Source organism: Phycicoccus flavus (assembly GCF_004025965.2).
In the GTDB taxonomy this organism is placed as follows: domain Bacteria; phylum Actinomycetota; class Actinomycetes; order Actinomycetales; family Dermatophilaceae; genus Phycicoccus; species Phycicoccus flavus.
Genome location: NZ_SAYU02000010.1, coordinates 32,764 through 58,867, shown reverse-complemented (window position 1 = coordinate 58,867; position 26,104 = coordinate 32,764). Strand labels below are relative to the sequence as shown.

29 protein-coding genes are annotated in these 26,104 nt (G+C 72.5%); 3 read left to right on the top strand and 26 right to left on the bottom strand.

What is annotated here, in order from left to right; translation table 11 throughout:
• Positions 1-339 precede the first annotated feature (339 nt).
• Complete coding sequence (locus EPD83_RS04940) at positions 340-1,050, top strand: LmeA family phospholipid-binding protein (RefSeq protein WP_165566280.1); 711 nt, start codon at positions 340-342, stop codon at positions 1,048-1,050.
• On the opposite strand, the gene EPD83_RS04935 is transcribed toward EPD83_RS04940, so the two are convergent.
• From EPD83_RS04935 to EPD83_RS04925, 3 genes are all read right to left on the bottom strand, one after another.
• On the bottom strand, positions 986-4,189 hold the full coding sequence (locus EPD83_RS04935; protein ID WP_165566279.1) for a pullulanase X25 domain-containing protein: 3,204 nt from the start codon (positions 4,187-4,189) through the stop codon (positions 986-988). The genes EPD83_RS04940 and EPD83_RS04935 overlap by 65 nt on opposite strands.
• A 153-nt stretch (positions 4,190-4,342) precedes the next feature.
• Entirely contained in the window at positions 4,343-6,037 is a 1,695-nt protein-coding gene (locus EPD83_RS04930; RefSeq protein ID WP_128367039.1) for an ABC-F family ATP-binding cassette domain-containing protein, read from the bottom strand.
• 42 nt (positions 6,038-6,079) lie between these two features.
• Positions 6,080-6,481, bottom strand: a complete 402-nt coding sequence (locus EPD83_RS04925) for an MmcQ/YjbR family DNA-binding protein (RefSeq protein ID WP_165566278.1) — start codon at positions 6,479-6,481, stop codon at positions 6,080-6,082.
• Positions 6,482-6,575: 94 nt separating this feature from the next.
• Here EPD83_RS04925 and EPD83_RS04920 point away from each other — a divergent pair, with 94 nt between their 5' ends.
• On the top strand, positions 6,576-7,406 hold the full coding sequence (locus EPD83_RS04920; protein WP_165566277.1) for an SMP-30/gluconolactonase/LRE family protein: 831 nt from the start codon (positions 6,576-6,578) through the stop codon (positions 7,404-7,406).
• Here EPD83_RS04920 and truA read toward each other — a convergent pair.
• The 13 genes from truA to map all read right to left on the bottom strand — a co-directional run bounded on the left by truA (position 7,403) and on the right by map (position 19,665).
• Positions 7,403-8,254 carry a tRNA pseudouridine(38-40) synthase TruA gene (gene truA, locus EPD83_RS04915; RefSeq protein WP_165566286.1) on the bottom strand — a complete coding sequence of 284 codons (852 nt, stop codon included), beginning with the start codon at positions 8,252-8,254 and terminating at the stop codon, positions 7,403-7,405. The two genes, EPD83_RS04920 and truA, sit on opposite strands and share 4 nt — an antisense overlap.
• Before the next feature lie 87 nt (positions 8,255-8,341).
• Complete coding sequence (gene rplQ, locus EPD83_RS04910; RefSeq protein ID WP_128366909.1) at positions 8,342-9,082, bottom strand: 50S ribosomal protein L17, sunset domain variant; 741 nt, start codon at positions 9,080-9,082, stop codon at positions 8,342-8,344.
• Between the two features lie 46 nt (positions 9,083-9,128).
• Positions 9,129-10,163, bottom strand: a complete 1,035-nt coding sequence (locus tag EPD83_RS04905; protein WP_128366908.1) for a DNA-directed RNA polymerase subunit alpha — start codon at positions 10,161-10,163, stop codon at positions 9,129-9,131.
• A 158-nt stretch (positions 10,164-10,321) separates the two neighbouring features.
• Positions 10,322-10,930 (bottom strand): 30S ribosomal protein S4, encoded by a 609-nt coding sequence (gene rpsD / locus EPD83_RS04900; RefSeq protein ID WP_128366907.1) that lies wholly within the window; start codon positions 10,928-10,930, stop codon positions 10,322-10,324.
• Positions 10,931-10,965: 35 nt separating this feature from the next.
• Positions 10,966-11,370 (bottom strand): 30S ribosomal protein S11, encoded by a 405-nt coding sequence (gene rpsK / locus EPD83_RS04895; protein ID WP_128366906.1) that lies wholly within the window; start codon positions 11,368-11,370, stop codon positions 10,966-10,968.
• Between the two features lie 59 nt (positions 11,371-11,429).
• Positions 11,430-11,807, bottom strand: a complete 378-nt coding sequence (gene rpsM / locus EPD83_RS04890) for a 30S ribosomal protein S13 (RefSeq protein ID WP_128366905.1) — start codon at positions 11,805-11,807, stop codon at positions 11,430-11,432.
• Positions 11,808-12,031: 224 nt separating this feature from the next.
• Entirely contained in the window at positions 12,032-12,145 is a 114-nt protein-coding gene (rpmJ, locus tag EPD83_RS04885) for a 50S ribosomal protein L36 (RefSeq protein ID WP_007928044.1), read from the bottom strand.
• A 31-nt stretch (positions 12,146-12,176) separates the two neighbouring features.
• Positions 12,177-12,398, bottom strand: a complete 222-nt coding sequence (infA, locus tag EPD83_RS04880) for a translation initiation factor IF-1 (protein ID WP_006946284.1) — start codon at positions 12,396-12,398, stop codon at positions 12,177-12,179.
• Between the two features lie 257 nt (positions 12,399-12,655).
• Positions 12,656-13,336, bottom strand: coding sequence for a hypothetical protein (locus EPD83_RS04875; RefSeq protein WP_128366904.1), 681 nt, complete (start codon positions 13,334-13,336; stop codon positions 12,656-12,658).
• A gap of 326 nt (positions 13,337-13,662) precedes the next feature.
• On the bottom strand, positions 13,663-14,679 hold the full coding sequence (meaB, locus tag EPD83_RS04870; RefSeq protein ID WP_165566276.1) for a methylmalonyl Co-A mutase-associated GTPase MeaB: 1,017 nt from the start codon (positions 14,677-14,679) through the stop codon (positions 13,663-13,665).
• Positions 14,676-16,835, bottom strand: coding sequence for a methylmalonyl-CoA mutase (gene scpA, locus EPD83_RS04865; RefSeq protein ID WP_128368130.1), 2,160 nt, complete (start codon positions 16,833-16,835; stop codon positions 14,676-14,678). Before scpA ends, meaB begins: the two co-directional genes overlap by 4 nt.
• Positions 16,832-18,715, bottom strand: coding sequence for a methylmalonyl-CoA mutase family protein (locus EPD83_RS04860; RefSeq protein ID WP_165566275.1), 1,884 nt, complete (start codon positions 18,713-18,715; stop codon positions 16,832-16,834). The genes scpA and EPD83_RS04860 overlap by 4 nt, the downstream gene beginning before the upstream one ends.
• 95 nt (positions 18,716-18,810) lie before the next feature.
• Positions 18,811-19,665, bottom strand: coding sequence for a type I methionyl aminopeptidase (map, locus tag EPD83_RS04855; protein WP_128365636.1), 855 nt, complete (start codon positions 19,663-19,665; stop codon positions 18,811-18,813).
• A gap of 69 nt (positions 19,666-19,734) precedes the next feature.
• Here map and EPD83_RS04850 point away from each other — a divergent pair, with 69 nt between their 5' ends.
• Positions 19,735-20,442, top strand: a complete 708-nt coding sequence (locus tag EPD83_RS04850) for a spermidine synthase family protein (protein ID WP_128365637.1) — start codon at positions 19,735-19,737, stop codon at positions 20,440-20,442.
• A gap of 6 nt (positions 20,443-20,448) precedes the next feature.
• Here the strand turns inward: EPD83_RS04850 and EPD83_RS04845 are convergent, their stop codons facing one another.
• The 10 genes from EPD83_RS04845 to rplE all read right to left on the bottom strand — a co-directional run bounded on the left by EPD83_RS04845 (position 20,449) and on the right by rplE (position 26,103).
• A complete protein-coding gene (locus EPD83_RS04845; protein ID WP_128365638.1) occupies positions 20,449-21,009 on the bottom strand; it encodes an adenylate kinase in 561 nt (186 codons plus the stop codon).
• A 46-nt stretch (positions 21,010-21,055) separates the two neighbouring features.
• Positions 21,056-22,369, bottom strand: a complete 1,314-nt coding sequence (secY, locus tag EPD83_RS04840) for a preprotein translocase subunit SecY (protein ID WP_128365639.1) — start codon at positions 22,367-22,369, stop codon at positions 21,056-21,058.
• Between the two features lie 178 nt (positions 22,370-22,547).
• Positions 22,548-23,045, bottom strand: coding sequence for a 50S ribosomal protein L15 (gene rplO / locus EPD83_RS04835; RefSeq protein WP_128365640.1), 498 nt, complete (start codon positions 23,043-23,045; stop codon positions 22,548-22,550).
• A gap of 2 nt (positions 23,046-23,047) precedes the next feature.
• A complete protein-coding gene (rpmD, locus tag EPD83_RS04830; RefSeq protein WP_128365641.1) occupies positions 23,048-23,230 on the bottom strand; it encodes a 50S ribosomal protein L30 in 183 nt (60 codons plus the stop codon).
• A complete protein-coding gene (rpsE, locus tag EPD83_RS04825) occupies positions 23,230-23,874 on the bottom strand; it encodes a 30S ribosomal protein S5 (RefSeq protein WP_128365642.1) in 645 nt (214 codons plus the stop codon). Before rpsE ends, rpmD begins: the two co-directional genes overlap by 1 nt.
• Before the next feature lie 43 nt (positions 23,875-23,917).
• On the bottom strand, positions 23,918-24,292 hold the full coding sequence (rplR, locus tag EPD83_RS04820; RefSeq protein ID WP_128365643.1) for a 50S ribosomal protein L18: 375 nt from the start codon (positions 24,290-24,292) through the stop codon (positions 23,918-23,920).
• A gap of 3 nt (positions 24,293-24,295) precedes the next feature.
• Entirely contained in the window at positions 24,296-24,832 is a 537-nt protein-coding gene (gene rplF / locus EPD83_RS04815; protein ID WP_128365644.1) for a 50S ribosomal protein L6, read from the bottom strand.
• Between the two features lie 12 nt (positions 24,833-24,844).
• A complete protein-coding gene (gene rpsH, locus EPD83_RS04810; protein WP_128365645.1) occupies positions 24,845-25,243 on the bottom strand; it encodes a 30S ribosomal protein S8 in 399 nt (132 codons plus the stop codon).
• A gap of 112 nt (positions 25,244-25,355) precedes the next feature.
• Entirely contained in the window at positions 25,356-25,541 is a 186-nt protein-coding gene (locus EPD83_RS04805; RefSeq protein WP_128365646.1) for a type Z 30S ribosomal protein S14, read from the bottom strand.
• 1 nt (position 25,542) lies between these two features.
• Positions 25,543-26,103, bottom strand: coding sequence for a 50S ribosomal protein L5 (rplE, locus tag EPD83_RS04800; protein ID WP_128365647.1), 561 nt, complete (start codon positions 26,101-26,103; stop codon positions 25,543-25,545).
• Between the last annotated feature and the right edge of the window lies 1 nt (position 26,104).

Sequence of the window (26,104 nt, the reverse complement as noted above, 5' to 3'; positions counted from 1 at the left end):
CCGTTCCGTCCCCCGCCCCCGCGGCCGCGGCCGCGGCCGGGTACCGGGGCCGGACAGCAGCGACCCGCAGGTGTGGCTCGGTGTCGAGCCCTCCCCGGGCGGACGTTCTCCGGGGCACCTGCGGGTCGGGTGACTGCTGTGGATTCGCCGGCACTCCGGTCCGGCCGAAGGCTGCTAGCGAGCAGCCACCTCACGAGTCCGAGAAGAATGCATGTTCTGGACCACCTCCTTTCACGTGTCCTGCCACGCTAGGCCGGAGCGTGCCCGGGGGCAAGGGGGTTCGACGGCGGCCGCCCTCCGCGCCCCGGCCGACCGGCCGCCGCGTGGCAGGGTGGGCGGATGCGGCAGTTCCTTCTCGGTGTCGTCAGCACCCTCGTCGTGCTCGTCCTGGCCGGGGCCGCGCTCCTGGCCTCGCTCGGCGGCGGGGCGGGCCCGGCGCCGGCCCTGCCGTCACCCGCGCCGTCCGGCGTGAGGGTCCCCCCGCCCGACGACCTGACCGCCGACCAGACCTGGCTCGGTGCGGTCGACCTGCGCAGCCGCGAGGTCGTGTCGGCCGACGGTGACCTCGTCGACGTCGAGGCGACCGGCACCGGCGTGCGCTTCGGCCCGGAGGCCCTGGAGGCGGCGACGCTCGCGATCCGGGCGACCGTCCCGTTCGACACCGCCTCGGAGCAGGTGGGCGACGGCACGAGGCTCTACGCGGTGAGCGGCGGCCTCGTCGGGCTCCGGCGGCCGGCCCGGGTGCTCGGCCGCGACCTCGTCGTGCAGGCCACCGGCACGGTCCGGGCCGAGGACGGCCGGCTGGTGCTGGAGCCGGAGACCGTGGACGTGGGCGGACCCGGGTTCGTCGGCGCCGCGGCGTCCGCCCTGGCCCGCGACCTCGTCCGGCTGCGGCTCGAGGTCCCCGGCGTGCCCGAGGGCATGGTCCTGCGCGAGGTGTCGGTGAGCGGCGCCGGCTTCGACGTCCGCCTCGACGGGACCGACGTCACCGTCCAGCGGGGCGACCTCGGCCCCGCGGCGACGTCGTCGGGCGGGCCGAGCGCCTCCTGACCCGCTCGGCCCGCCCCACGCGGGGTCCCGCGGGGGCGCCGCCCGCCACCGACGACACGGTCGTCACGTGCGTCGCGGAGTCGTAGACGAAGGTCGTCCGCGCCCCGTCCGAGGGCACCGTCACGCTGAGGTTGCCACCGTTCGGCGCGCCGCCGTCACCGTAGTTCTCGTCCCACGACAGGCCGTGGGCGATCTTGAACTCGTAGGTGCCGGCCGGGATGCGCACGGTCGCCCAGGTGTAGACGCCGTCGCCGTCCTTGTCCTGGAGCCAGGGCCGCATGCACGACGGGTCCCAGTCACCGGCGCAGCCGAGCTCGGACTGGAACGCGCCGGGCGCCGTGACGATCGGGCCCTCCTCGTCCGAGGTCGCCCAGTGCGTCGTCGGGTCGAAGTAGAACGTCACGTCGCCGTCGGGCGTCTCGTACGAGATGTTGTCGCCGTCCTGAATGCCCTTGGCGCCGTAGTTCACCGTCCAGCCGCGGTCGAGCGCGGCCTTGTAGCCGTAGCTGCCGGCCGGGATCGTGTAGTGCCGCTTCCAGATCCCGTCCTCGGTGTCGAGGGCCAGCTGGGCCTGGTCGCAGTCGGGGGCCCAGTCACCGCTGACCCCGGTGCCGACGGGGCAGCCCATCTCGGAGTTGTGCGTCCCGGGGACGCTCACCGCGGACGGCTGCTCGACCGGGTCGCCGAGCTCGACGTCCCCGGTCTCCGCCTGCGGCGAGGCCACGACGGCCCAGCCGCTGTCGGCGGCGACCCGGCCGGCCGCGTCCTCCACGACGACCCGGTACTCCAGGGGCGTGCCGACCGGCACGTCGCTCACGTCGTCGAAGACGCGGAACGGGGCGTTGTCGTCGGTGCCCAGGAGCGTCCAGTCGGACGCGCCGACCGGGCGGACGTAGAACGTCGCCTGGGTGAAGGTGTCGGAGTCGACGTCGGCCCCGACCTCGGCCCGCCCGCTCACCGGCCCGCCGTCGAGCGAGACCGTGACCTCCGGCGCCGCGACCTTGGTCCGCATCGGCGCGCTGGCGCGGTAGACCGCGACCGACAGCCCGGGCACGGTGACCCGCACCGCACCGCTCTTGGTGCCCTTGACCGGCTTCTTCCCGCCGAGGAGCGGCACCCACTCGCCGCGGGTGGTCCAGGTGTCGATGGTCGCCGACGCCGCCTTCGTGTCGTTGTTGGCGACGACGAGGTACTCGGAGCCCTTCGTCGCGTCGATCCGCGAGACGGCGAAGATGCCCGCGCCGTCGGCGGCGTACCGCGCCACCTGCGCCCCGTCGGCGAGCGCCGGGTGCTTGGCCCGCAGCGCCGACAGCGCCGCGATGTGGCGGTAGAGCGGGTGGCCGGTGTCGAAGCGGTCGCGCGAGCCCTCCGGCCCGGCGAGCACCTGCTCGGTGTTGTAGATGTCGACCTTGCTGGCGAACATGTCCTCGCGGGCCAGCTGGTCGCCGCCGGTGCCGATGAAGCCCTGCTCGTCGCCGTAGTACGTCACGGGGTTGCCGCGCATCGTGTACATGAGCGAGTCCGCGAACTGCACCCGCTTCAGCAGCTGCGCCTCGTCGGCGGAGGAGTCCTTCAGGAACATCGCCACCCGGCCCATGTCGTGGTTCCCGAGGAACGTCGGCAGCTGGTAGGCGTTGCTGTCGGCGTCGGTGTACCAGTCGTCCTTGGCGAAGAAGTCGGCGAGGACGGCGGCGGAGTTGCCCTTGGCGAAGTCGACCCCCTGCTGCTGGAACCCGAAGTCCAGGGTCGCCTGGAGCTTGCCGGCCGTCGTGTACTGCGACATGACGGCGGGGTTGCCGTCGTAGACCTCACCGAAGGCGAAGAAGTCGTCGTTCTTGCGCGCCTTGGCCTCGCCGAGGATGTCCGGGATGAACTTCTGCCAGAACTCGAGGTTCACGTGCTTGACGGTGTCGATGCGGAACCCGTCGATGCCGAAGTCGACCCACGTCTTGTAGATCTCGCCCATGCCCTCGACGACCTCGGGACGCTCGGTGAACAGGTCGTCGAGGCCGACGAAGTCGCCGTAGGTCGAGGACTCGCCGGCGAAGGTCGAGTCGCCGCGGTTGTGGTACATCGTCACGTCGTTGAGCCACGCCGGGGTCTTGGCGTCCTCGTCACCCGGGTGCAGGAACGGGGTGTAGGGGAAGGAGACCTTCGGGTCGAGCTCGGGGAAGGTCTGGTTGACGTAGTCGCGGTCGTCGAAGACCGTGCCGTCGGCGTCCTTGTACGGGTAGTTCTTCTTCGTCCGGTACCCGTAGGTGCCCTCGCGGTAGTCGATGACGTCCGCGGTGTGGTTGGTGATGATGTCGAAGAAGACCTTCATCCCCTTGGCGTGTGCGGCGTCGATGAGGGTCTTCATGTCCGCGTTCGTGCCCAGGTGCGGGTCGATGCGGGTGAAGTCCGTGATCCAGTAGCCGTGGTAGCCGGCGCTCTCCTGGCCGGGACCGCCCTGCACCGGCTTGTTCTTGAAGCTCGGGGTCAGCCAGATCGCCGTCGTGCCCAGGCCCTTGATGTAGTCGAGCTTGCCGGTGAGGCCCTTGAGGTCGCCGCCGTGGTAGAAGGCCTTGTCGCTGGGGTCGAAGCCGGTCGTCAGCTTGCCGCCGGTGAGGCCGCCGCGGTCGTTCGCGGTGCTGCCGTTGGCGAAGCGGTCGGCCATGACGAAGTAGAACCGCTCGCGGGTCAGCGGCTCGCGCAGGCTGTCCAGCGCCAGCGACCGGTCGGTCGCGCTCGTGCCGCCGGTGAGGACGGGGGTCCAGGTGACGGCGTGCGTGGCGTCGTCGTAGGCGAACTCGACCTGCGCGTCGCCGGCCAGGGTGAACGACAGGTTCGAGCCGTCGGCCTGACCCCCGGCGCCGTAGTTCTCGGCCCAGCCGTCGTCGAGCGCGACCTTGAACTGCCAGGTGCCCTTCGGCACCTCGAAGGTGGCGCTCCACCGGTCGCTGCCCGCCTCGCGGGTCAGCTCGGTGTCGGGGCACTGCGGCATCCAGTCCTCGGGGCACCCGAGCTCGGACTGCAGGTCGCCGACGAGGGCCACCGAGTCGGCCGCGGCGGCCGCGGGCGTGGCGGCGAGCATCCCCGGCGTCCCGAGGAGCAGGGCTCCCGCGACGATCACGGGCAGGCGGCGACGGGCTCGAAGCATCGTTGCTCCTCGGGAGGTCGGTCCGGACGGCTGTCCTGGCGTCCGGTGGGGTGGTCCGAGGAGGAACCTAGAGGTGTAAACGCTTTACATGAAGAGCCCGTACAGACTTCTTCTGAAGTCTTTACCCGGGCGGTGGGTCGGCGGCTCCGCAGGTCAGCGTGGTCGCACGACCCGCCCCTCGTCCCAGACCGGGGTGTCGCTGCTCACCACCGTGCCGTCCTGGCGGAAGACGAGGAAGCGGTCCAGCCCACGGGCGAACCAGCGGTCGTGGGTGACGGCGACGACGGTGCCCTCGAACGCGGCGAGCGCGTCCTCCAGCGCCTCGGCCGAGTGCAGGTCGAGGTTGTCGGTCGGCTCGTCGAGCAGGAGCAGCGTCGCGCCGGACAGCTCGAGCAGGAGGATCTGCAGCCGCGCCTGCTGCCCGCCGGACAGCGAGTCGAAGGTCTGCTCCCCGGCCCGGGCCAGGCCGTACCGGTCCAGCGCCCGGGCCGCGAGGTCGCGCGGCATCCCCGAGCGGTGCTCGTCGCCGCGGTGGAGGATCTCCAGCAGGGTCCGTCCGTGCAGCGCCGCGTGGTCGTGGGTCTGCGCGAACCACCCCGGCCGCACCCGCGACCCGAGGACGACCCGGCCGGCGTGCTCGACCGGGGCCGGCCGCAGGTCGCCGACGGGCTCGTGCTCGCGGTCGGGGTCGCTGCCGCCGGCGGCGAGCAGCCGCAGGAAGTGGCTCTTGCCCGACCCGTTGCTGCCGAGCACCCCGAGCCGCTCGCCGAACCAGACCTCGTCGTCGAAGGGGGCGACGAGGCGCTGCCCCTCGACCCGCAGCTCGAGCCCGGTGGCGACGACGGCCCGCTTGGCCGTCCGTCCGCCGGTCAGCCGCATCCGGACGTTCTGCCGCAGCGGGACGGCCTCCGGGGGTCCGGCCTCGACGAACTTGCGCAGCCGGGTCTCGGACGCCTGCAGCCGCGAGGCCATGCCGTCGTTGTAGGCCGCCTTCTGCCGGTACATGACGACGAGCGCCTTGAGCTTGTCGTGCTCCTCGTCCCAGCGGCGGCGCAGCTCGTCGAGCCGGGCATTGCGGTCGGCGCGGGCGTCGTCGTACGTGGCGAAGCGTCCGGGGTGCACCCAGACCGTGTTGCCGGCGCTGCCGGGCTCCAGGGTGGCGATGCGGGTGGCGACCCGGTCGAGCAGCTCGCGGTCGTGGCTGACGAACAGGACGGTCTTCGGCGACTCCACGAGCCGCTCCTCCAGCCAGCGCTTGGCCGGCACGTCGAGGTAGTTGTCCGGCTCGTCGAGCAGCAGCACCTCGTCGGGGCCGCGCAGCAGCGCCTCGAGGACGACCCGCTTCTGCTCGCCGCCGGACAGGGTCGTGACCTTGCGCCACTGCGCCGACTCGAACGGCGTCCCGAGCGCCGCGACGGTGCAGACGTCCCAGAGCGTCTCCCACTCGTAACCGCCGACGTCGCCCCAGTCGGCGAGCGCCTGGGCGTAGTCGAGCTGGTCCTGCTCGGACTCGCGCTCCATCATCGCCAGCTCGGTGCGGTCGACCTCGGCGGCGGCCCGGCGCACCCGCTCGGGCGCGACGGAGACGAGCAGGTCGCGGACGGTGGAGTCGTCCCGGACGCTGCCGACGAACTGGCGCATGACCCCGAGACCGCCGCTGCGGGTCACGGCCCCGTCGTGGCCGGTGAGGTCTCCCGCGAGGATGCGCAGCAGCGTCGTCTTGCCGGTGCCGTTCGGGCCGACGAGCGCGACCTTGGCGCCGTCCGCGACGCGCAGGGTCACCTCCCGCAGCAGCGGGCGCCCGTCGGGCAGGGAGAAGCCGACGGCGCCGATGTCCAGATGTCCCACGAGCGACCATCCTCCCGGACGCGGGCCGCCTCGATCACCCGGTTATCCGGTGCCGCGGGCGTCGAGCTCGGCGACGCGCCGGGCGGGCGCGGTGGCCCGGTACGAGGACTCGACGAGCTCGGCGACCTCGGCCCAGTCGGGCGTGGCGCGCAGGTCCAGCGCCAGCCACCCCGAGGCGCCCTCGTACCCGGGGACGCTGACCCGCGGGTCCTCCAGCAGCGCGGGGCGCTCGTCGTCGTCGGGCCGGAAGACCAGGGCCTGCCGCAGCGCGTCCGAGCCGTGGTCGCCCTTGACGACGCCGCCGAAGATGGCGAACACCTTCGTCGTGAAGAACGTCGGGCGACCGTGGCTCACCTTCTCGCTCGCCCCCGGGAGGGCCAGCGCGATCTGCCGGACCCGGGCGAGCAGCGGGTCGTCCTCCTCGAACCGGGGCGGGTGGGCCATCCCCCGACGGTAGCGCCGAGTCGCCGCACCGGCGAGGATCGGACGGACCCGCCCCACCCGCGGGGACTCACCCCGTGACGGAAGGGTCGACGCAATGACCGAGCACCCCCTGGAGACCGTCGTCGAGGACCTCGCGTTCGGCGAGTCCGTGCGCTGGCACGACGGACGGGTGTGGTTCTGCGACTGGGGCGACGGCGAGGTCGTCAGCGTCCGTCCCGACGGGAGCGACCGCACCGTGCACGCCACGGTCTCGGCGGGGCCGGTCTGCGTCGACTGGGACGCCCGCGGCCGCCTGCTCGTCGTCGAGGGGGCGCGCGGCCGCCTCCTGCGGGTCGACGCCGGCGGCGGCGAGCCGGACGTCGTCGCCGACCTCGGGGCGGTGTCCCCGTACCCGTGGAACGAGGTCGTCGGCCACCCCTCCGGCACGGCCTTCGTCAACGGGATCGGCTTCGACATGATGCGCGGCGCTCCCGCGGGCCCCGGTCAGATCGCCCTCGTCACCGACGACGGCACGGTGCGCGAGGTCGCCGGGGACCTCGCCTTCCCCAACGGGATGGCCCTCGGTCCCGACGGCGCGACGCTGCTCGTCGCCGAGTCGCACGCGTCCCGCATCACCGCCTTCACCGTGACCGCGGACGGGCTCACGGACCGCCGGGTCTTCGCCGAGGTGCCCGGGTCGGCGCCGGACGGCATCGCCCTCACCGCCGACGGGTCCGTCTGGTACGCGGACGTCCCGAACCGGTGCTGCCGGCGGGTCCGCGAGGGCGGTGAGGTGCTCGCCGAGGTGGCGCTGGACCGCGGGGGCTTCTCGTGCGCCGCGACCGAGGACGGGGATCTCTACGTCGCGGCCACGGTGTGGGACGAGGCGACGTTCGGCACCCGCCGCGGCCTGCTGCTCCGGGCGCGAGGGGCCGGTCGGACCTAGCCGGCGGACGCCTCGCCGGGGAGGGTGCGGACGGCGCGGGCCTCCCGCGCCCGGTCGGCGAGCGCGCCATCGGCGGGGTAGACGACCTCCTCCAGCGACAGCCCGCGGGCCGGCATCACTCTGACCCGGGGGTCGCGGACGCCGGCGGCCAGCACGTGCGCCGGCCAGCCGACCGGCGCGCGGCCCTCCCCCACCGGGACGACGGCACCGACGAGTGCGCGGACCATGGAGTGGCAGAAGGCGTCGGCCACGACGGCGGCCTCGAGCACGCCGTCCTCGCCGCGGACCCAGCGGTACTCCAGCAGGGTGCGCACGGTCCCGGCCCCCTCCCGCCGCTTGCAGAACGCGGCGAAGTCGCGCAGGCCGACGAGCCGGCCGGCGGCGTCGTCCATCGCGGTGACGTCGAGCGGGCCGCGGACGACGGCGGTGTCGTGGCGGCGCAGCGGGTCGAGCGCCGTGGGGTCGTCGGCCAGCCGGTAGCGGTAGCGGCGGCGCAGCGCGGCGAAGCGGGCGTCGAAGCCGTCGGCGGCCACCGTGACCCGCCGCACGACGACGTCGTCCGGCAGCACTCCGGCCAGCCGGGCGACGGCCGCCACCTCCGGCGCCCGGTCCGAGCGTCCGGGCAGCGCCGCGAAGGCGGCCTCGTCGACGTCGGCGTGCACCACCTGGCCGCGGGCGTGGACGCCGGCGTCGGTGCGTCCGGCGACGACGAGGCGCACCGGGGCCGGGCTGCGCAGGACGGTGGCCAGCGCCTCGCCGAGCACGCCCTCGACGGTACGCAGGCCGGGCTGGGCGGCCCAGCCGGAGAACGCGGACCCGTCGTAGGCGAGGTCGATCCGCAGCCGCACGCTCACGCGGGTCAGCCTAGGACCGGACGCGGCGAGGGCCGCCTCCCGGTCGGGGAGACGGCCCTCGTCGTGGTGTGGCGCGACGGCTCAGGAGCCGGCCTTGGTGTAGCCGGCGGCCTCGGCGTCGGCCGCGGTCCGGAACCAGAACTCGGCCTGGGTCTGCTCGTACCACTGGCCGTCGGGCTCGTGGTACTTCATCGAGTCCGCGTTGCCCTTGACGGTGTGGTCGGCGTCGGGGCTGGAACCGTCCTCGTTCGCGGCGACGGCGCCCGCGGGCACCTCCGCCGCCGTCTCGTCGCCGGCCTCCGGTGCGTCGGCCTCGGGAGCGTCGGCCTCGGCCGCGGCGGTCTCGGCGGCGGCCTCCTTCGAGGCCTCCTGCGCGGCCTCGCGCTTGGCGGCCTCGTCGTCACGGTCCTTGGCCGAGCGCTTGATCGCGGCCTCGGCCTCCTTGACGGTGGCCTTCTTCGCGACCGGCTCGCGGACGAGCTCGATGACGGCCATCGGGGCGTTGTCGCCCTTGCGCGGGCCGACCTTCGTGATCCGGGTGTAGCCGCCGTTGCGCTCGGCCATGTCCGGGGCGATCTCGACGAACAGCCGGTGGACGACGCCCTTGTCGCGGACGACGGTCATGACCCGGCGACGGGCCGAGAGGTCACCGCGCTTGGCGAAGGTGACGAGCCGCTCGGCCAGCGGGCGCAGCCGCTTGGCCTTGGCCTCGGTGGTCGTGATGCGGTCGTGCTCGAACAGCGAGGTCGCGAGGTTCGCGAGGATGAGCCGCTCGTGGGCGGGACCGCCTCCGAGACGGGGACCCTTGGTGGGGGTGGGCATTGCGTATCTCTCCTTGTGACAGTGACAGTGCCGGGAGGCGGGAGCGTCAGAGCTGCTCGTCCTCGGCGTACGCCGAGTCGTCCTCGCCCTCACCGAAGGTGAAGTCGTCGTACCGGTCCGCGATCATGCTCGGGTCGAACCCGGGCGGGCTGTCCTTGAGCGCCAGGCCCATGCCGGCCAGCTTGGCCTTGACCTCGTCGATGGACTTCGCGCCGAAGTTGCGGATGTCCAGCAGGTCGGCCTCGCTGCGGCCGACGAGCTCGCCGACGGTGTGGATGCCCTCACGCTTGAGGCAGTTGTAGGACCGGACGGTGAGGTCGAGGTCCTCGATCGGCAGCGCGAGGTCGGCGGCCAGGGCGGCGTCGGTGGGCGAGGGGCCCATGTCGATGCCCTCGGCCTCGACGTTGAGCTCGCGGGCCAGGCCGAAGAGCTCGACGAGGGTCTTGCCGGCGGAGGCGAGCGCGTCGCGCGGGGCCATCGAGCTCTTGGTCTCGACGTCGACGACGAGGCGGTCGAAGTCGGTGCGCTGCTCGACACGGGTGGCCTCGACCTTGTAGGTCACGGTGAGGACCGGGCTGTAGATGGAGTCGACCGGGATGCGGCCGATCTCCTGGTCGCCGGCCTTGTTCTGCACGGCGGAGACGTACCCGCGGCCGCGCTCGACGGTGAGCTCCATCTCGACGGTGCCCTTGTCGTTGAGCGTCGCGATGTGCAGGTCGGGGTTGTGCACCTCGACCCCGGCCGGCGGCGCGATGTCCGCGGCGGTGACGGCGCCGGCGCCCTGCTTGCGCAGGTACATGACGACCGGCTCGTCGTGCTCGGAGGACACGACGAGGCTCTTGATGTTGAGGATGATCTCGGTGACGTCCTCCTTGACGCCCGGGATCGTGGAGAACTCGTGGAGCACGCCGTCGATGCGGATGCTCGTGACCGCGGCCCCCGGGATGCTCGAGAGCAGGGTGCGGCGGAGGCTGTTGCCGAGGGTGTAGCCGAAGCCCGGCTCGAGCGGCTCGATGACGAAACGGCTCCGGGCGTCGGAGACGACGTCCTCGCTGAGGACGGGACGCTGTGCGATGAGCACGGTGGATCTCTCTTTCTCGTGCGGCCCGCTATATGACTCGCACGCTGCCGGTCCGACCGGCCGTCCCGGCCACATCCGTCCGTGGCCGGGCCTGGGACGGGCCACCCGGTGCGTGGGGCACCGGGCGACCCGGGGCGGGGGCGCGGGGCCCCCGAGGGTCAGTTCTTGGAGTAGAACTCGACGATGAGCTGCTCGGTGAGGACCGTGTCGATCTGCTCACGCGTCGGCAGCTGGTGGACGAGGATCTGCAGCGAGCCCGGGACGACCTGGAGCCAGGCCGGGGTGGGGCGGTCGCCGAAGGTCTCGCGGGCGAGCTGGAACGGGAAGGACTCCACCGACTGCTTGCGCACGGTGATGATGTCGAACTGCTCGACCCGGTAGCTCGGGACGTCGACGCGCACGCCGTTGACCTCGAAGTGGCCGTGGCTCACGAGCTGGCGCGAGTGGCGGCGGGTCCGGGCCAGGCCGGCGCGGTAGACGACGTTGTCGAGCCGGGACTCGAGGATCGTCAGGATGTTCTCGCCGGTCTTGCCGGGGCGGTTGGCCGCCTCCTTGTAGTACCGACGGAACTGCTTCTCCATGACGCCGTAGGTGAAGCGGGCCTTCTGCTTCTCCTGCAGCTGGGTCAGGTACTCCTTCTCCTGCATCCGGCGGCGGCCGTGCTGGCCGGGCGGGAACGGGCGGAGGTCGAAGTTCTTGTCACCACCGACGAGGTCGGTCTTGAGGCGACGCGACTTCTTCGTGATGGGTCCGGTGTAACGGGCCATGTCTCTCTCTTACCTTTCGCGAAGTCTGTCGGCGCTCAGACGCGGCGGCGCTTGGGCGGGCGGACACCGTTGTGCGGCTGCGGCGTGACGTCCTGGATCGAGCCGACCTCGAGGCCGGCCGCGGTCAGGGAGCGGATGGCGGTCTCACGACCGGACCCCGGGCCCTTGACGAAGACGTCCACCTTGCGCATCCCGTGCTCCATGGCACGGCGCGCAGCGGCCTCGGCGGCGGTCTGCGCGGCGAACGGCGTGGACTTGCGGGACCCCTTGAAGCCGACCTGGCCCGCGGAGGCCCAGGAGATGACGGCACCGGTGGGGTCGGTGATCGAGATGATCGTGTTGTTGAACGTGCTCTTGATGTGGGCCTGGCCCACGGCGACGTTCTTCTTCTCCTTGCGGCGCACCTTCTTGGCGCCGGTCGTGCGGCCCTTGGGAGGCATAAGCGTGTTCTCCTACGAAGTCTTCGGATGAGGTGGCGTGACGCGCGGGGAGGCGCAGGTCACTTACCGGCCTTCTTCTTGCCGGCCACGGTGCGCTTGGGGCCCTTGCGGGTGCGCGCGTTGGTCTTGGTGCGCTGACCGCGCACCGGGAGGCCACGGCGGTGCCGCAGACCCTCGTAGGACCCGATCTCGACCTTGCGGCGGATGTCGGACGCGACCTCGCGGCGGAGGTCGCCCTCGACCCGCAGGTTGTCCTCGATCCAGTCGCGCAGCTTGACCAGGTCGTCGTCGCCGAGGTCCTTGACCCGGGTGTCCGGGCTGACGCCGGTGGCCGCGAGGGCCTTCTGGGCGCTCGTGCGCCCGACTCCGAAGATGTAGGTCAGTGCGACCTCGGCGCGCTTGTCGCGCGGGAGGTCGACGCCCATCAGACGTGCCATGCGGATGGTTTCCTGTTCTGTGGTGTCCGGAGGTCTGGTGCAGTACCGGTCCGGCCCATCCTGGTCCGGTCCCCGGCCTCCGGGCCGGGGGTGACGTCCCGCGCCCACCTCCTACAGGTGGCTCGACGGGGATCGGGTACTGCGTGCTTCTTCTGTGCTGCGTTGCTCGAGTCTCCGTGACCCGTGCGGCCCCGGACGGGGCGGTGTCCTGCGGCTGACTCCGGTCAGCCCTGGCGCTGCTTGTGGCGCAGGTTGTCGCAGATCACCATGACCCGCCCGTTGCGGCGGATCACCTTGCACTTGTCACAGATCTTCTTGACGCTCGGCTGAACCTTCATGGTGCCTTTGCTGTCTCGTCGGTCTGGTGTCTCAGCGGTAGCGGAAGACGATGCGGCCGCGGGTCAGGTCGTACGGGCTCAGCTCCACCACCACGCGGTCCTCGGGGAGGATCCGGATGTAGTGCTGTCGCATCTTGCCGGAGATGTGCGCGAGCACCTTGTGACCGTTCGTCAGCTCCACGCGGAACATCGCGTTCGGAAGAGCCTCGACGATCGTGCCCTCGATCTCGATGACGCCGTCCTTCTTGGCCATACCCTCTCAATCCGCTTGGTGGGCGGCCCATCGATGCATGAGGCCGCCCATGGAAATCGGTCCCGTGCTGCTGCCGCGAGGTTGCCCGATGCGGATCGCACACGTGACCGACATTCGATGGTACGCCAGGACGCGCCGGAAGCGGAAATCGGCGGGGACGCGACGAAGGGCCGGCCACGCGGGTGCGTGGCCGGCCCGGTCGACGGGTGCAGGGGGCCCGTCGGGGACGGGGTGCAGGGGGCCCCGTCAGGTCCTCGTCAGCTCGGCGAGGAGGTGAGGGCGGCGCTCAGCACGGTGTCGACGCCGGTGCAGAACCGCTTCTGCTGGGTGCTCGTCGTGAGGCCCCAGGTGTAGAGGTAGTTTCCGCGGTAGCCGTGGGCCACCGGGCCGACGCAGTCGAGGAAGGCCTCCTTGGCGTCGGAGGTCGAGAACGACCGGGCGCCGGTGGAGAGGGTGCCCCACGAGGTCGTGGCCCAGCCCTGCGCGAAGCGGTCCACGTCGTAGTAGTCGGTCCAGGCCTGGGTGACGCCGACCTTGGCGACGATCTCGTTCCAGGTGTCGACGTGGCCGCCGACCTCGTGGGCGACGACGTGGCTCCAGTCGGCCTGGGTGGCGGTCTTGTAGTAGCTGTTGTACGTGACGGTGCCGGTGGCCGGGCTGGACTGGGCGGCCCAGCCGGTGTTGCCGAAGTCGGCGATCTTCACGGTCAGCGAGGCGCACGAGGTGTACTCGACGACGACGCGGCAGGTGGCGTCGTGCGCGGCCTGGATGGCGGCCGGGCCGGTGAGGGTGGTGGTGGTGGACGAGGGCTTGCCCCCGCCCTTGCCGCCGCCGCCGTTGCCGCCCTTGGCGGCTTCGGCGGATCCGGCGGCGCCGGCGAGGAGGACGAGCGAGGCTGCGAGGGCAGCGGTCACCCGGGACATGGTGGAGGTACGCACGGCAGGGCTCCTTGAGGAATGGGTGCAGGGAATGGCGACTCGGAGCACCGGGGGCGAGCCGGTCGGTCCCTCGATCCGCGGCGAGAGGCAGAGGTGGTGCAGGGGATGCGCCTGATGCGGAGGTCGGGACCGTCGTCGTTGTCGCTGGGATGGATGATTCCGACGGGACGACACGCCCGGACGCCACTCGCCGTCACATCGGTCCCTTCGGACCCGCGCACATCGGCCGTTGACGCCGCGCCATCGGCCGTTGGGACGGTGTCCGCCGCGTTCCGCTGCGACGGAGCGCGCGGATCCGGTGTGCGGCGGCGCCGGCGCCGCCGCGCTCAGCCCTCCGGCGGGTGCTCGCTCGCGGCCCGCAGGTCGGCGGCGTAGAGCGCGAGGACCCGCGCCGACGCCTCGACCGCGCTCAGCGACCCCTCACGGACGGCGCGCTCGAGGTCCGCGCGCTCGGCCCGGACGCCGGCGGAGTCGCGGACCCCGTCGGCGAGGGCGGCGTCGACCATCGCCCACATCCAGTCCTCCTGCTGCCCGGCGCGCCGCGCGGCCAGCGACCCGTGCTCCTCGATGTGCGCGCGGTGGTCGAGCACCGCCTGCCAGACCTCGTCCAGCCCGGACCCGGTGAGCGCCGAGCAGGTGAGGACCGGCGGCCTGCGCACGTCCGCCCCCGGCAGCATGATCCGCAGCGCCCCGGCGAGCTCGCGGGCGGCGCCCTTGGCCGGGGTCTCGCCATCGCCGTCGGCCTTGTTCACGGCGATGACGTCGGCGAGCTCGAGGATGCCGCGCTTGATGCCCTGGAGCTGGTCGCCGGCCCGGGCCAGGGTGAGCAGCACGAAGGTGTCGACCATCTCGGACACGGCGATCTCGTTCTGGCCCACCCCGACGGTCTCGACGACGACGACGTCGAAGCCCGCGGCCTCGAGGACGAGCATCGACTCCCGGGTCGCCCGGGCCACCCCGCCGAGGTGGCGACCGGCGGGGCTGGGGCGCACGAACGCGTCGTCGCTGGCCGCCAGCCGCGCCATCCGGGTGCGGTCCCCGAGGATCGAGCCCCCGGTGCGCCGCGAGCTGGGGTCGACGGCGACGACCGCCACCCGGTGCCCGGCCTCGACCAGGCGGGTGCCGAGGGCGTCGACGAAGGTCGACTTCCCCGCGCCGGGCACCCCGGAGACCCCCACCCGGACGGCGCCACCGGTGCGGTCGGCGAGGGCGGCCAGCAGCTCGCGGGCCTGCTCGCGGTGGTCGGGACGGCGCGACTCCAGCAGCGTGATGGCCCGGGCGACCGCCTGGCGCGAGCCGTCGCGCACCCCCGAGACGAGGTCCGAGGTCGGGACCGGCCTCACCCGAGCCGCTCGCGCAGGTCGGCGACGAGGGCGAGGGCCGCCCGGCTGATGACCGTGCCGGGAGGGTAGATCGCGTCCGCGCCGGCCGCCCGCAGCGCGTCGTGGTCCTGGTCGGGGATGACGCCGCCGACGACGATGACGAGGTCCTCGCGGCCGAGGTCGTCCAGCGCCTGCCGGAGGGCGGGGACGAGGGTGAGGTGGCCCGCCGCCAGCGAGCTGACCCCGACGACGTGGACGTCGGCCTCCACCGCCTGCCGGGCCACCTCCTCGGGGGTCTGGAACAGCGGGCCGACGTCGACGTCGAAGCCGAGGTCGGCGAAGGCGGTGGCGATGACCTTCTGCCCGCGGTCGTGCCCGTCCTGGCCCATCTTCGCGACGAGGATGCGCGGACGCCGCCCCTCGGCCTCCTCGAACGCCTCGACCGCGGCCTGCGCCTCGCGGACCGCCTCGTCCTCCCCCGCCTCGGCGCCGTACACGCCCCCGATCGTACGGATCTGGGCGGTGTAGCGGCCGAAGGCCTCCTCCATGGCGGCCGACATCTCCCCCACGGTCGCCTGCGCCCGGGCGGCGTCGACGGCGAGCGCCAGCAGGTTGGTCCCGAGCGAGCCGTCCGACCCCGCCCGGGCGGCCTCGGTCATCCGCGCCAGCGCGGCCCGGCAGGCCTCCTCGTCGCGCTCGGCCCGCAGCCGCTCCAGCCGGGCGACCTGGCCGCGGCGCACCTCGTCGCCCGCGACCTTCAGCACCTCGATGGGCTCGTCCTCGTCGACCGGGTAGGTGTTGACGCCGATGACCGACTGCAGGCCGGCGTCGATCCGGGCCTGGGTGCGGGCGGCGGCCTCCTCGATGCGCATCTTGGGGATGCCGGCCCCGATGGCGCTGGCCATGCCGCCGGCCGCCTCGACCTCCTCGATGTGCTGCCAGGCCCGGCGGGCGAGGTCGTGGGTGAGCCGTTCGACGAACGCCGACCCGCCCCACGGGTCGATGGTCCGCGTCGTCCCCGACTCGTGCTGGAGGACCAGCTGGGTGTTGCGGGCGATCCGGGCCGAGAAGTCCGTCGGGAGCGCGATGGCCTCGTCGAGGGCGTTGGTGTGCAGGCTCTGGGTGTGGCCCTGGGTGGCGGCCATCGCCTCGACGCAGGTGCGCACGACGTTGTTGAAGACGTCCTGCGCGGTGAGGGACCAGCCGGAGGTCTGGCAGTGCGTGCGCAGCGACAGCGACTTCGGGTGGGTGCCGCCCTGGTCGCGCACGAGCCGCGCCCACAGCAGCCGGGCCGCGCGCAGCTTCGCGACCTCCATGTAGAAGTTCATCCCGACGGCCCAGAAGAACGACAGCCGGGGGGCGAAGCGGTCGACGTCCAGGCCGACGGCCTTGCCCGCCCGGATGTACTCGACGCCGTCGGCGAGGGTGTAGGCGAGCTCGAGGTCCTGCGTCGCCCCGGCCTCCTGCATGTGGTAGCCGGAGATGGAGATGGAGTTGAAGCGCGGCATCTCCTGGCTCGTGTAGGCGAAGATGTCGCTGATGATCCGCATCGAGGGCTCGGGCGGGTAGATGTAGGTGTTGCGGACCATGAACTCCTTGAGGATGTCGTTCTGGATGGTCCCCGTGAGGCGGTCCGGGCTCACCCCCTGCTCCTCGGCCGCGACGACGTAGAGCGCGAGCACGGGCACGACGGCGCCGTTCATCGTCATCGACACCGACATCCGGTCCAGCGGGATGCCGTCGAAGAGGACGCGCATGTCGGCGATGGAGTCGATGGCCACCCCGGCCATCCCGACGTCGCCGGCGACGCGCGGGTGGTCGGAGTCGTAGCCGCGGTGGGTCGCGAGGTCGAAGGCCACCGACAGGCCCTTCTGCCCGGCCGCGAGGTTGCGACGGTAGAAGGCGTTGGACTCCTCGGCCGTGCTGAAGCCGGCGTACTGGCGGATGGTCCACGGCTGGGTGGTGTACATCGTCGGGTACGGCCCGCGCAGGTACGGCGGCGCACCGGGCACGGTGTCGAGGAAGTCCAGGCCCTCGAGGTCGGCCTCGGTGTGGACGGCGTCCACCGGGATCTGCTCGGGGGTGAGCCACGGCGCGGGGCGCTCGGCGTGCTCGGGTGGGGGCGCCGGGGCGGCGTCGCCGAGGTCGACGTCCGACAGGTCGGGCACGCCGCTCATCGCGGGTCCTCCTCGCCGGCGCCGTCCGTCCCGCCGGGGACGGCCGTCTCGGCGGGGTCGGGGGCGGCCGGCTCCGGTCCGTCCGCCGGGGCGCCGAGGCGGTCGAGCAGCCCGCCGAGGAGGGCGACGACGTCCATGCCGTCGTGGACCTCGCCGTCGACGGCGTCCGCGGCCTCGCCCAGCTCGGTGGCCCGACCCGCGACGAGGACGTGCCTCGCGCCGGCCGCCCGCAACTCCTGGACGGCGGCGCGGCCGTGCTCGGCGTACTGCCGGCCGCTCGAGGCGAGGACCGCGACGGGGGTGGGGTCCTCGGTGGCCGCGATCCCGCCCGCCGCGAGCAGGTTGAGCACGAAGCCCTGGCGCGGGCCGGAGTCGCGCTGCTCGCCGAGGGTGCGGACGGTGACGACCGGGTGGTCGAGGGCCCGGGCCCGGTCGCGCAGCGCCTCGTAGGCGGCGGCGTCGCGGTGCGGCACGAGCGCGCCGTCGCCGGTCCGCGGCTCCCGCCGGGGGCGGCGCGGGGCGGCGGTGTCCTGGAGGTTCGGGAACATCGAGACGCCGGTGAGGGGGCGGGCCCGGGTGGCGAGCAGCCGGTCGCGGTCCGAGCGCGCGTCCTCGGCCCAGCGGTGGAACACCCCGTCGCCGGCGGCCGCGAGGGCCCCACCGGCCCGCTCGACCTCCTGCACCCGGGCCCAGGCCCGGCGGGCGACGTCGTCGGTGAGGGTCTCGAGGTACCAGGACCCGCCGCCGGGGTCGGTGACCCGACCGACGTTGGACTCGGCGGCCAGGAGGATCTGGGTGTTGCGGGCCAGCCGGCGCGAGAACCGCTCGGGCAGGCCCGCCACGGTGTCGTGCGGCAGGACGGTGACGGCGTCGGCGCCCCCGACCGAGGCGCCCATGACGGCCAGGGTGCTGCGCAGGACGTTGACGAACGGGTCCTCGCGGGTCGCCATCCGCAGGCTCGTCACGGCGTGGGTCCGCAGCCCGCGGACCTCCTCCGGGACGCCCGCGACCTCGCCCACGCGCGCCCAGAGCCGGCGCGCGGCCCGCAGCACGGCGGCGGTGAGGAACTGGTCGGCGGTCGCCGGCAGCCGCAGGTCGACGAGCGTGAACGCCCGCGCGAGGTCCAGTCCGGCGTCCGCCAGGTGCCGGACGTAGACGGCGGCGGTGGCGACACCGGCCGCGAGGGCGTCGACCTCGGCGGCCCCGGCGTCGTGCAGGACGCGCGCGTCGACGGTGAGCGCGCTCCACCCCGTCCGCCCGTCCAGTGCGCGGGCCAGGTCGGCGAGCGGGTCGAGGTCGGGGGCGGCGCCGGTGCGCAACGCGGCGCCGAGCGGGTCCAGCCCGAGCCCGCCGCCGGCGCTCGGGGCGTCCCCGACGTGGTCCAGCAGGGCCCGGGCCGCACCCGGCTGGTCGGTGACGGACGACACGTGCACTGGTGCGAGGTCGAGCCGGACGTCGGCGAGCACCTCGGGCAGGTCGGCGGCGGCCACGCCGTCCTCCCCCACGTGCACCCAGACCGAGGTCACGCCGTGCTCGAGGTCGTCGAGGACGTGCGCACGGCTGCGGGCGGCGTCGGGGTCGTCGTGCAGCGCCCGGACGTCCCACGGCGCCGCGCCGTCGCGCACGACCCGCCCGCGCACGAAGGGCATGGCGCCGGGCCGGCCGAGGGCGCGGTCGGTGCGCAGGTAGAGGCCGTCGGTCGTCAGGCCACCGTCGAGGGCGGTGACGAGGGCCCGCTCGGCGTCCTCCGGCGCGGTGTGCCCGTCGTCGGTCCGCCGGCGGTCGAGGACCTCCGCGACGAGACGCTGCCAGTCGGCCCGGGTGCGGGGCTCGAAGCCGTCGGCGAGGGCGAGGAGCCCTCCGTCGGGCGAGCGCGTCATCGCAGCCTCCTCGTCGGCGTGGTGTCCGCCTGTCACCCTAGCCACGCCCGGTGCGGACGCCGGCGAGAGATGGGTCACCCGCCGCGGCGCCGGGCCTACGCGGGGTCGATGGCGGCGAAGGGGAGCCCCATCGCCCCCAGCCGCTCGGCCCCGCCGTCGAGCGCCGTGAGGACGTGCAGCCCGGCGTCGGTGACCGCCACCGAGTGCTCCCAGTGCGCGGCCCGCGAGCCGTCCTTGGTGACGATGGTCCAGTCGTCGTCCAGCACGGTGTTGTCCTGGTCGCCGAGGGTGACCATCGGCTCGATGCAGATCGTCGTGCCGTCGACGACCCTCGGGCTGCGCCCGGACACCCGGTAGTTCGGGACCTGCGGGTCCATGTGCATCGAGGTGCCGATGCCGTGGCCGACGTAGTCCTCGACGATGCCGTACTGCCGCCCGCGGCGGGACCCGGACGCGGTGAGCGAGTCCTCGACCGCCGCGCCGACGTCGTAGAGCGCGCCGCCGGTGCGCAGGGCGCCGATGCCGGCCCACAGCGAGGCCTCGGTGTCGTCGACGAGCTCGAGGTCCTCGGGGCGGCCGTGCTCCCGGCCGCCGACGACGAGGCTGATCGCCGCGTCGCCGTTCCACCGGCCGACCTGGGCGCCGCAGTCGATCGAGAGCAGGTCGCCCTCCTGGAGGACCCGGCTGCCCGGGATGCCGTGGACGATCTCGTCGTTGACCGACGTGCACAGGGTGTGCCGGTAGCCGGGCACGAGCTGGAAGTTCGGGACGCCGCCGTGGTCGCGGATGTGGGTCTCGGCCAGGGTGTCGAGCTCGAGGGTCGTCATGCCGGGGCGCACCGCGTCGGCGAGCAGCGCGAGCGTCCGGCCGACGAGCAGCCCGGCGGTGCGCATGCCGGCCAGCTGCACGGCCGTCTTGCCCTCGCAGCGGTCACGCGTGAACAGTCCCATGGCGCGCACGATACCCGCCGGCCGGCGCCGCTCCCCCGGGGCCGTCGGGGCGCGGGCTAGCCTCGCCGGATGAGGATCGAGGAGCTGGACCGGGCGGACACCGACTGGGGCACGGTCACCCTGCGCCGCCGCACCGACCCGGTGACTCGGCGCCTCGTCCACGAGGTGCGGCTCGGCGAGGACTACCTCATGTCCAGCCAGTTCACCGTCGGCGAGGAGGAGCTGGCCCGGATCGGCCTGGCCGCGCACGACGGGGACTCCCTGCGGGTGCTCGTCGGCGGCCTCGGGCTCGGCTACACCGCCCGCGCCGCCCTGGAGGACCCCCGGGTCACGAGCCTCACCGTGGTCGAGGCGCTGGCCCCGGTGGTCTCGTGGCACGAGCGCGACCTGTTCGAGGACACCCGGGGGCTCGCCGCCGACCCACGGGTCGCCCTCGTGCTCGACGACTTCTTCGACCTCGTGCGCACGGGGCGGGGCGACGGGCGCTACGACGCCGTGCTGCTCGACATCGACCACGCCCCCGACTGGCTGCTGCGCCCGGACCACGCCGACCTGTACACGGCCCCGGGCCTGGCCCGCCTCGCCGACCTGCTCACGCCGGGCGGGGTCTTCGCGCTGTGGTCGGACGAGCCGCCGGAGCCGGACGTCGTCGACCTGCTCGGTGCGGCCCTCGGGCCCGCCGAGGCCCACGTCGTGACCTTCCGCAACCACCTCGCCGGGGGCGAGGCCGCGAACACCGTCTACGTGGCGCGCCGGCCGCCGGCGGGCGACGCCTGAGCGGGCTCAGCCCAGGGCGGTGGTGATCCGCCCGAAGACCTCGTCCACCGGGCCGTCGCCGTCGACGTCGACGAGGAGCCCCCGCTCGCGGTAGGTGTCCGACAGCGGCCGGGTCTCGCGGTGATAGATGGCCATCCGCTCGCGGACGACCTCCTCGGTGTCGTCCTCGCGCCCCTCGGTCTCCGCGCGCTTCATGAGCCGGTCGACGACGACCTCGTCGTCGACGACGAGCTCGAGCACCCGGTCCAGGGCGTGGCCCTGTCCGGCGAGTACGGCGTCGAGGGCGTCGACCTGCGCGAGGGTGCGCGGGTAGCCGTCCAGGAGGAACCCGGGCTCGCAGTCGTCCTGCGCGAGGCGGTCGGCGACGATCGCGTTCGTGATGTCGTCCGAGACGTAGCCGCCGCTGGAGAGGATCTCCTTGACCTGCTTGCCCAGGTCGGTCTCGTCCTTGATGTTGGCGCGGAAGATGTCGCCGGTGGAGATCGCGGGGATGCCGTAGTGCTCGGCGATCCGCGAGGCCTGCGTGCCCTTACCCGCCCCGGGCGGGCCGAGGATGATGAGACGCATCAGGCGGCACCTCCGCGACGGGCGGGACGGGGCGGGAGCGGAGTCGTCAACGGAGGAACCCTTCGTAGTGACGCTGCTGCAGCTGGGCCTCGATCTGCTTCACCGTCTCCAGGCCGACACCGACGATGATGAGGATCGAGGTGCCGCCGAAGGGGAAGTTCTGGTTGGCCTCGATGAGGACCAGCGCGATGAGCGGGAGGAGGGAGATGAGCGCGAGGTAGATCGCGCCCGGCACGGTGATCCGGGTGAGGACGTACTGCAGGTACTCGGCCGTGGGTCGCCCGGCCCGGATACCCGGGATGAAGCCGCCGTACTTCTTCATGTTGTCGGCGACCTCGGTGGGGTTGAACGTGATGCTCACGTAGAAGAACGTGAAGAAGAGGATGAGCGCGGTGTAGAGCGCCATGTAGTACGGGTGGTCCCCGCGCACGAGGTGGGCGTTGATCCAGTCCACCCACCCGGAGTTGACGCCGGTCGAGCTCTGGTTGAACTGCGCGAGCAGCGTCGGCAGGGTCAGCAGCGAGCTGGCGAAGATCACGGGGATGACGCCGGCCATGTTGACCTTGAGCGGGATGTACGTCGAGGTGCCGCCGTAGACCCGGCGCCCGACCATCCGCTTCGCGTACTGCACCGGGATGCGGCGCTGGCTCTGCTCGACGAAGACGACGAGGGCGATGACGACGAAGCCGAGGAGGATGACGGCGAGGAAGATGCCCCAGCCCGAGCGCTGCTGGATGCCCCAGAGGGAGACCGGGAACTGGGCAGCGATCGAGGTGAAGATCAGGAGCGACATCCCGTTGCCGACGCCCTTGTCGGTGATGAGCTCGCCGAGCCACATGATCATGCCGGTGCCGGCGGTCATCGTCAGCACCATGATGAGGACGGTGACGATGGAGTCGTCGGTGAGGATGTTCGTGCACGACGGGTTGTTGAACAGCGTCGCCGGGTTCTGGGCGAAGGTGATGAGCGTCGAGCTCTGCAGGACGGCGAGCCCGATGGTCAGGTAGCGCGTGTACTGCGTCATCTTCGCCTGACCGGCCTGCCCCTCCTTCTTCAGGGCCTCGAACCGCGGGATGACGACGGTGAGGAGCTGCACGATGATGCTCGCCGTGATGTACGGCATGATCCCGAGCGCGAAGATCGACAGCTGCAGCAGCGCGCCGCCGCTGAAGAGGTTGATGAGCCCGAGCAGCTGGTTGCTGTTGTCCGCGCCGTCGATGCACCGCTGGATCAGCGGGTAGCTGACGCCCGGGGTCGGCACGTGCGAGCCCAGCCGAAAGATCACGATGATGAACAGCGTGAAGAGCAGCTTCCTGCGCAGGTCCGGCGTCCGGAACGCGCGGCCGAAAGCGGTGAGCACAGGGTCCTCCAGGAGTGCGGTCCCGAACGTCGTCGGTGACCGCGTCGTCAGCGATCCGTCACAACATACCTGCCGGTCCCGGGACACCCGGAACGCAGCGGCGGGGTGAACGCGGCGCAGGGCCGGCTCCGACCGGTCGGTCGGAGCAGGCCCTGCGACCCGCGGTCATGGTGGGGGCTCAGGCGGTGGTCGCCGAACCGCCCGCCGCCTCGATCTTGTCCTTGGCGCTGGCCGAGAACGCGTGGGCGGTCACGGCGACCTTGACGCCGATCTCGCCCGTGCCGAGGACCTTGACCGGGTGACCGTCGCGGACGGCGCCCTTGGCCACGAGGTCCTCGACCGTCACGTCCCCACCGTCGGGGTAGAGCGCGGACAGCTTGTCGAGGTTCACGACCTGGTACTCGGTCTTGAACGGGTTCTTGAAGCCGCGGAGCTTCGGGAACCGCATGTGCAGCGGCGTCGTGCCGCCCTGGAAGCCCGCGGGCACCTGGTAGCGGGCCTTGGTGCCCTTGGTGCCGCGACCGGCGGTCTTGCCGCGCTTGCCACCCTCACCACGGCCCACGCGGACCTTGGCGGACTTGGCACCCGGGGCCGGGCGCAGGTGGTGGACCTTCAGCGCGGACGCCTGACGCGTCGCGACCTTGTCCGACGTGGTGTCGGCCGTGGTGTCGGCCATGCTCACTCAACCTCCTCGACGGCCACGAGGTGCGTGACCGTGCGGACCATGCCGCGGATCTCGGGGCGGTCCTCCTTGACGACGACGTCACCGATCCGCTTCAGGCCGAGGGAGCGCAGCGTGTTCCGCTGGTTCTGCTTCCCTCCGATGCCGGACCGGGTCTGGGTGACCTTGAGACGACCCATCACGCACCCGCCTTCGCCTCGGCCAGACCGGCGGCCTGGGCCCGCAGCATGGCGGCCGGGGCGACCTGGTCGACGGGGAGCCCGCGGCGGGCCGCGACGGCCTCCGGGCGCTCCAGGCCGCGCAGGGCCTCGACGGTCGCGTGGACGATGTTGATCGCGTTGTCCGAGCCGAGGCTCTTGGACAGCACGTCGTGGATGCCGGCGCACTCGAGCACCGCACGGACCGGGCCACCGGCGATGACACCGGTACCGGGGCTGGCGGGGCGGAGCATGACGACACCGGCGGCGGCCTCACCCTGGACGGGGTGGGGGATGGTGCCCTGGATGCGGGGGACGCGGAAGAAGTTCTTCTTCGCCTCCTCGACACCCTTGGCGATCGCCGCGGGCACCTCCTTGGCCTTGCCGTAGCCGACGCCCACGGTGCCGTCGCCGTCACCGACGACGACGAGCGCGGTGAAGCTGAACCGCCGGCCGCCCTTGACGACCTTGGCGACGCGGTTGATGGTCACGACGCGCTCGAGGTACTGGTTCTTCTCGGCGTCCCGACCGTCACGCCCGCCGCGACGGTCGTCGCGGCCGCCGCGACGGTCGTTGTTGCGGTCGTTGGGACCGGTCTGGGTGCCTCGACGCTGGGGTCCTGGCATCAGATGTTCCTCTTCTCGACGTTCGTGGTGGTCCGGGGAGCGATCACAGCGACAGCCCTCCGTCCCGAGCGCCGTCCGCGATGGCGGCGACGCGGCCGTGGTACTTGTTGCCCCCGCGGTCGAACACGACGGCCTCGACGCCGGCGGCCTTGGCCCGCTCGGCGACGAGCTCGCCGACCTTCTTGGCCTTGGCGACCTTGTCACCGTCGAAGGAGCGCAGGTCGGCCTCCATCGTCGACGCGGACGCGACGGTGGTGCCGGCGGTGTCGTCGACGACCTGGACGAAGACGTGGCGGGCGGAGCGGGTCACGACGAGGCGCGGACGGACCGCGGTGCCGGTGACCTGCTTGCGGACGCGGACGTGCCGACGGGTGCGGGCGGCCGTCTTGCCCTTGGCGCGCTTGGTGATGAGTGCCATCGGTTACTTACCAGCCTTCCCGACCTTGCGGCGGATGCGCTCGTCCGCGTAGCGGACGCCCTTGCCCTTGTACGGGTCGGGCTTGCGGAGCTTGCGGATGTTCGCGGCGACCTCGCCGACGAGCTGCTTGTCGATCCCCTGGACCGTGAACCGGGTGGGGTTCTCGACGGTGAAGGTGATCCCGGCCGGCGGCTCGACGGTGATCGAGTGCGAGTAGCCGAGGGCGAACTCGAGGTTGGAGCCCCGGGCGAGCACGCGGTACCCGGTGCCGTGGATCTCCAGCTTCTTCTCGTAGCCCTGGGTGACGCCGAGCACCATGTTGTTGATGAGCGAGCGGGTGAGGCCGTGGAGCGAGCGCGACTCGCGCTCGTCGTCCGGCCGCTTGACCTCGACGGTGCCGTCGGCCTGCTCGACCGTGATCGGCGTGGCGACGAGGTGGGAGAGCTCGCCCTTGGGGCCCTTCACGGTGACGTGCTGACCGTCGATGGTCACGTCGACACCGGAGGGGACGGTGACGGGGAGACGTCCGATTCGCGACATGGCTGCTACCCCTTACCAGACGTAGGCGAGGACTTCCCCACCCACACCCTTGTTGGCGGCCTGCTTGTCGGTGAGCAGGCCGGAGGACGTCGAGATGATCGCGACGCCGAGCCCGCCGAGCACCCTCGGCAGGTTCGTGGACTTGGCGTACACGCGCAGGCCGGGCTTGCTCACGCGGCGCAGGCCGGCGATGGAGCGCTCCCGGTTGGGGCCGTACTTGAGGTTCACCGTGAGGGTCTTGCCCACCTCGGCGTCCTCGACGGTCCAGCCGGCGATGTAGCCCTCGGCCTCGAGGATCTCGGCGATGTGGCTCTTGAGCTTCGAGAACGGCATGGAGACGGTGTCCTTGTGCGCCGAGTTGGCGTTCCGGACGCGGGTCAACATGTCCGCGATCGGGTCTGTCATGGTCATTGGGCTTCTCCGCCCTCTCTCACCGCGGTTTCCTCCCGGCCGTGCGGCCGGGCGGACCTGCGATGTAGATGGTGTGGTCGTGGGGGTGCCGCGGGAGTGCGGCGGGGGTCTGTTACCAGCTGCTCTTGGTCACGCCGGGGAGCTCGCCGCGGTGGGCCATCTCCCGCAGGCAGATCCGGCACAGGCCGAACTTGCGGTAGACCGAGTGCGGGCGGCCGCAGCGCTGGCAGCGCGTGTAGGCCCGGACCCCGAACTTCTGCTTCTTGTTGGACTTGTTGACCAGCGCGGTCTTGGCCATCTCAGTTCTCCTTGAACGGGAAGCCGAGCGCCTTGAGCAGCGCACGACCCTCGTCGTCGTTCGTCGCGGTCGTGACGACCGTGATGTCCATGCCGCGGACGCGGTCGATCCTGTCCTGGTCGATCTCGTGGAACATCGACTGCTCGGTGAGACCGAAGGTGTAGTTGCCGCGTCCGTCGAACTGCTTGGGCGACAGCCCGCGGAAGTCGCGGATGCGCGGCAGGGCGATGGTGACGAGCCGGTCGAGGAACTCCCACATCCGGTCGCCGCGCAGGGTCGTGTGCGTGCCGATGGGCATGCCCTCCCGCAGCTTGAACTGGGCGATGGACTTGCGGGCCCGGGTGACGACCGGCTTCTGGCCGGTGATCGCCGTGAGGTCACGGACGGCACCCTCGATGAGCTTGCTGTCCTTGGCGGCGTCGCCGACACCCATGTTGACGACGACCTTGGTCACGCCGGGGACCTGCATGACGTTCGGGTAGCCGAACTGGTCCCGGAGCGTGGACTTGATCTCGTCCTGGTAGCGCGCCTTGAGGCGGGGCTTGGTCGCGGTGTCTGCCATC

Bases quoted from the DNA above. Each gene is read 5' to 3' on its own strand.
- EPD83_RS04940 (WP_165566280.1), top strand. From the start codon at position 340: ATGCGGCAGTTCCTTCTCGGTGTCGTCAGCACCCTCGTCGTGCTCGTC.
- EPD83_RS04935 (WP_165566279.1), bottom strand. From the start codon at position 4,189: ATGCTTCGAGCCCGTCGCCGCCTGCCCGTGATCGTCGCGGGAGCCCTG.
- EPD83_RS04925 (WP_165566278.1), bottom strand. From the start codon at position 6,481: ATGGCCCACCCGCCCCGGTTCGAGGAGGACGACCCGCTGCTCGCCCGG.
- EPD83_RS04920 (WP_165566277.1), top strand. From the start codon at position 6,576: ATGACCGAGCACCCCCTGGAGACCGTCGTCGAGGACCTCGCGTTCGGC.
- rplQ (WP_128366909.1), bottom strand. From the start codon at position 9,082: ATGCCCACCCCCACCAAGGGTCCCCGTCTCGGAGGCGGTCCCGCCCAC.
- rpsD (WP_128366907.1), bottom strand. From the start codon at position 10,930: ATGGCCCGTTACACCGGACCCATCACGAAGAAGTCGCGTCGCCTCAAG.
- rpsK (WP_128366906.1), bottom strand. From the start codon at position 11,370: ATGCCTCCCAAGGGCCGCACGACCGGCGCCAAGAAGGTGCGCCGCAAG.
- rpsM (WP_128366905.1), bottom strand. From the start codon at position 11,807: ATGGCACGTCTGATGGGCGTCGACCTCCCGCGCGACAAGCGCGCCGAG.
- rpmJ (WP_007928044.1), bottom strand. From the start codon at position 12,145: ATGAAGGTTCAGCCGAGCGTCAAGAAGATCTGTGACAAGTGCAAGGTG.
- infA (WP_006946284.1), bottom strand. From the start codon at position 12,398: ATGGCCAAGAAGGACGGCGTCATCGAGATCGAGGGCACGATCGTCGAG.
- scpA (WP_128368130.1), bottom strand. From the start codon at position 16,835: ATGAGCGGCGTGCCCGACCTGTCGGACGTCGACCTCGGCGACGCCGCC.
- EPD83_RS04860 (WP_165566275.1), bottom strand. From the start codon at position 18,715: ATGACGCGCTCGCCCGACGGAGGGCTCCTCGCCCTCGCCGACGGCTTC.
- map (WP_128365636.1), bottom strand. From the start codon at position 19,665: ATGGGACTGTTCACGCGTGACCGCTGCGAGGGCAAGACGGCCGTGCAG.
- EPD83_RS04850 (WP_128365637.1), top strand. From the start codon at position 19,735: ATGAGGATCGAGGAGCTGGACCGGGCGGACACCGACTGGGGCACGGTC.
- EPD83_RS04845 (WP_128365638.1), bottom strand. From the start codon at position 21,009: ATGCGTCTCATCATCCTCGGCCCGCCCGGGGCGGGTAAGGGCACGCAG.
- rplO (WP_128365640.1), bottom strand. From the start codon at position 23,045: ATGGCCGACACCACGGCCGACACCACGTCGGACAAGGTCGCGACGCGT.
- rpmD (WP_128365641.1), bottom strand. From the start codon at position 23,230: ATGGGTCGTCTCAAGGTCACCCAGACCCGGTCCGGCATCGGAGGGAAG.
- rpsE (WP_128365642.1), bottom strand. From the start codon at position 23,874: ATGCCAGGACCCCAGCGTCGAGGCACCCAGACCGGTCCCAACGACCGC.
- rplR (WP_128365643.1), bottom strand. From the start codon at position 24,292: ATGGCACTCATCACCAAGCGCGCCAAGGGCAAGACGGCCGCCCGCACC.
- rplF (WP_128365644.1), bottom strand. From the start codon at position 24,832: ATGTCGCGAATCGGACGTCTCCCCGTCACCGTCCCCTCCGGTGTCGAC.
- rpsH (WP_128365645.1), bottom strand. From the start codon at position 25,243: ATGACCATGACAGACCCGATCGCGGACATGTTGACCCGCGTCCGGAAC.
- EPD83_RS04805 (WP_128365646.1), bottom strand. From the start codon at position 25,541: ATGGCCAAGACCGCGCTGGTCAACAAGTCCAACAAGAAGCAGAAGTTC.
- rplE (WP_128365647.1), bottom strand. From the start codon at position 26,103: ATGGCAGACACCGCGACCAAGCCCCGCCTCAAGGCGCGCTACCAGGAC.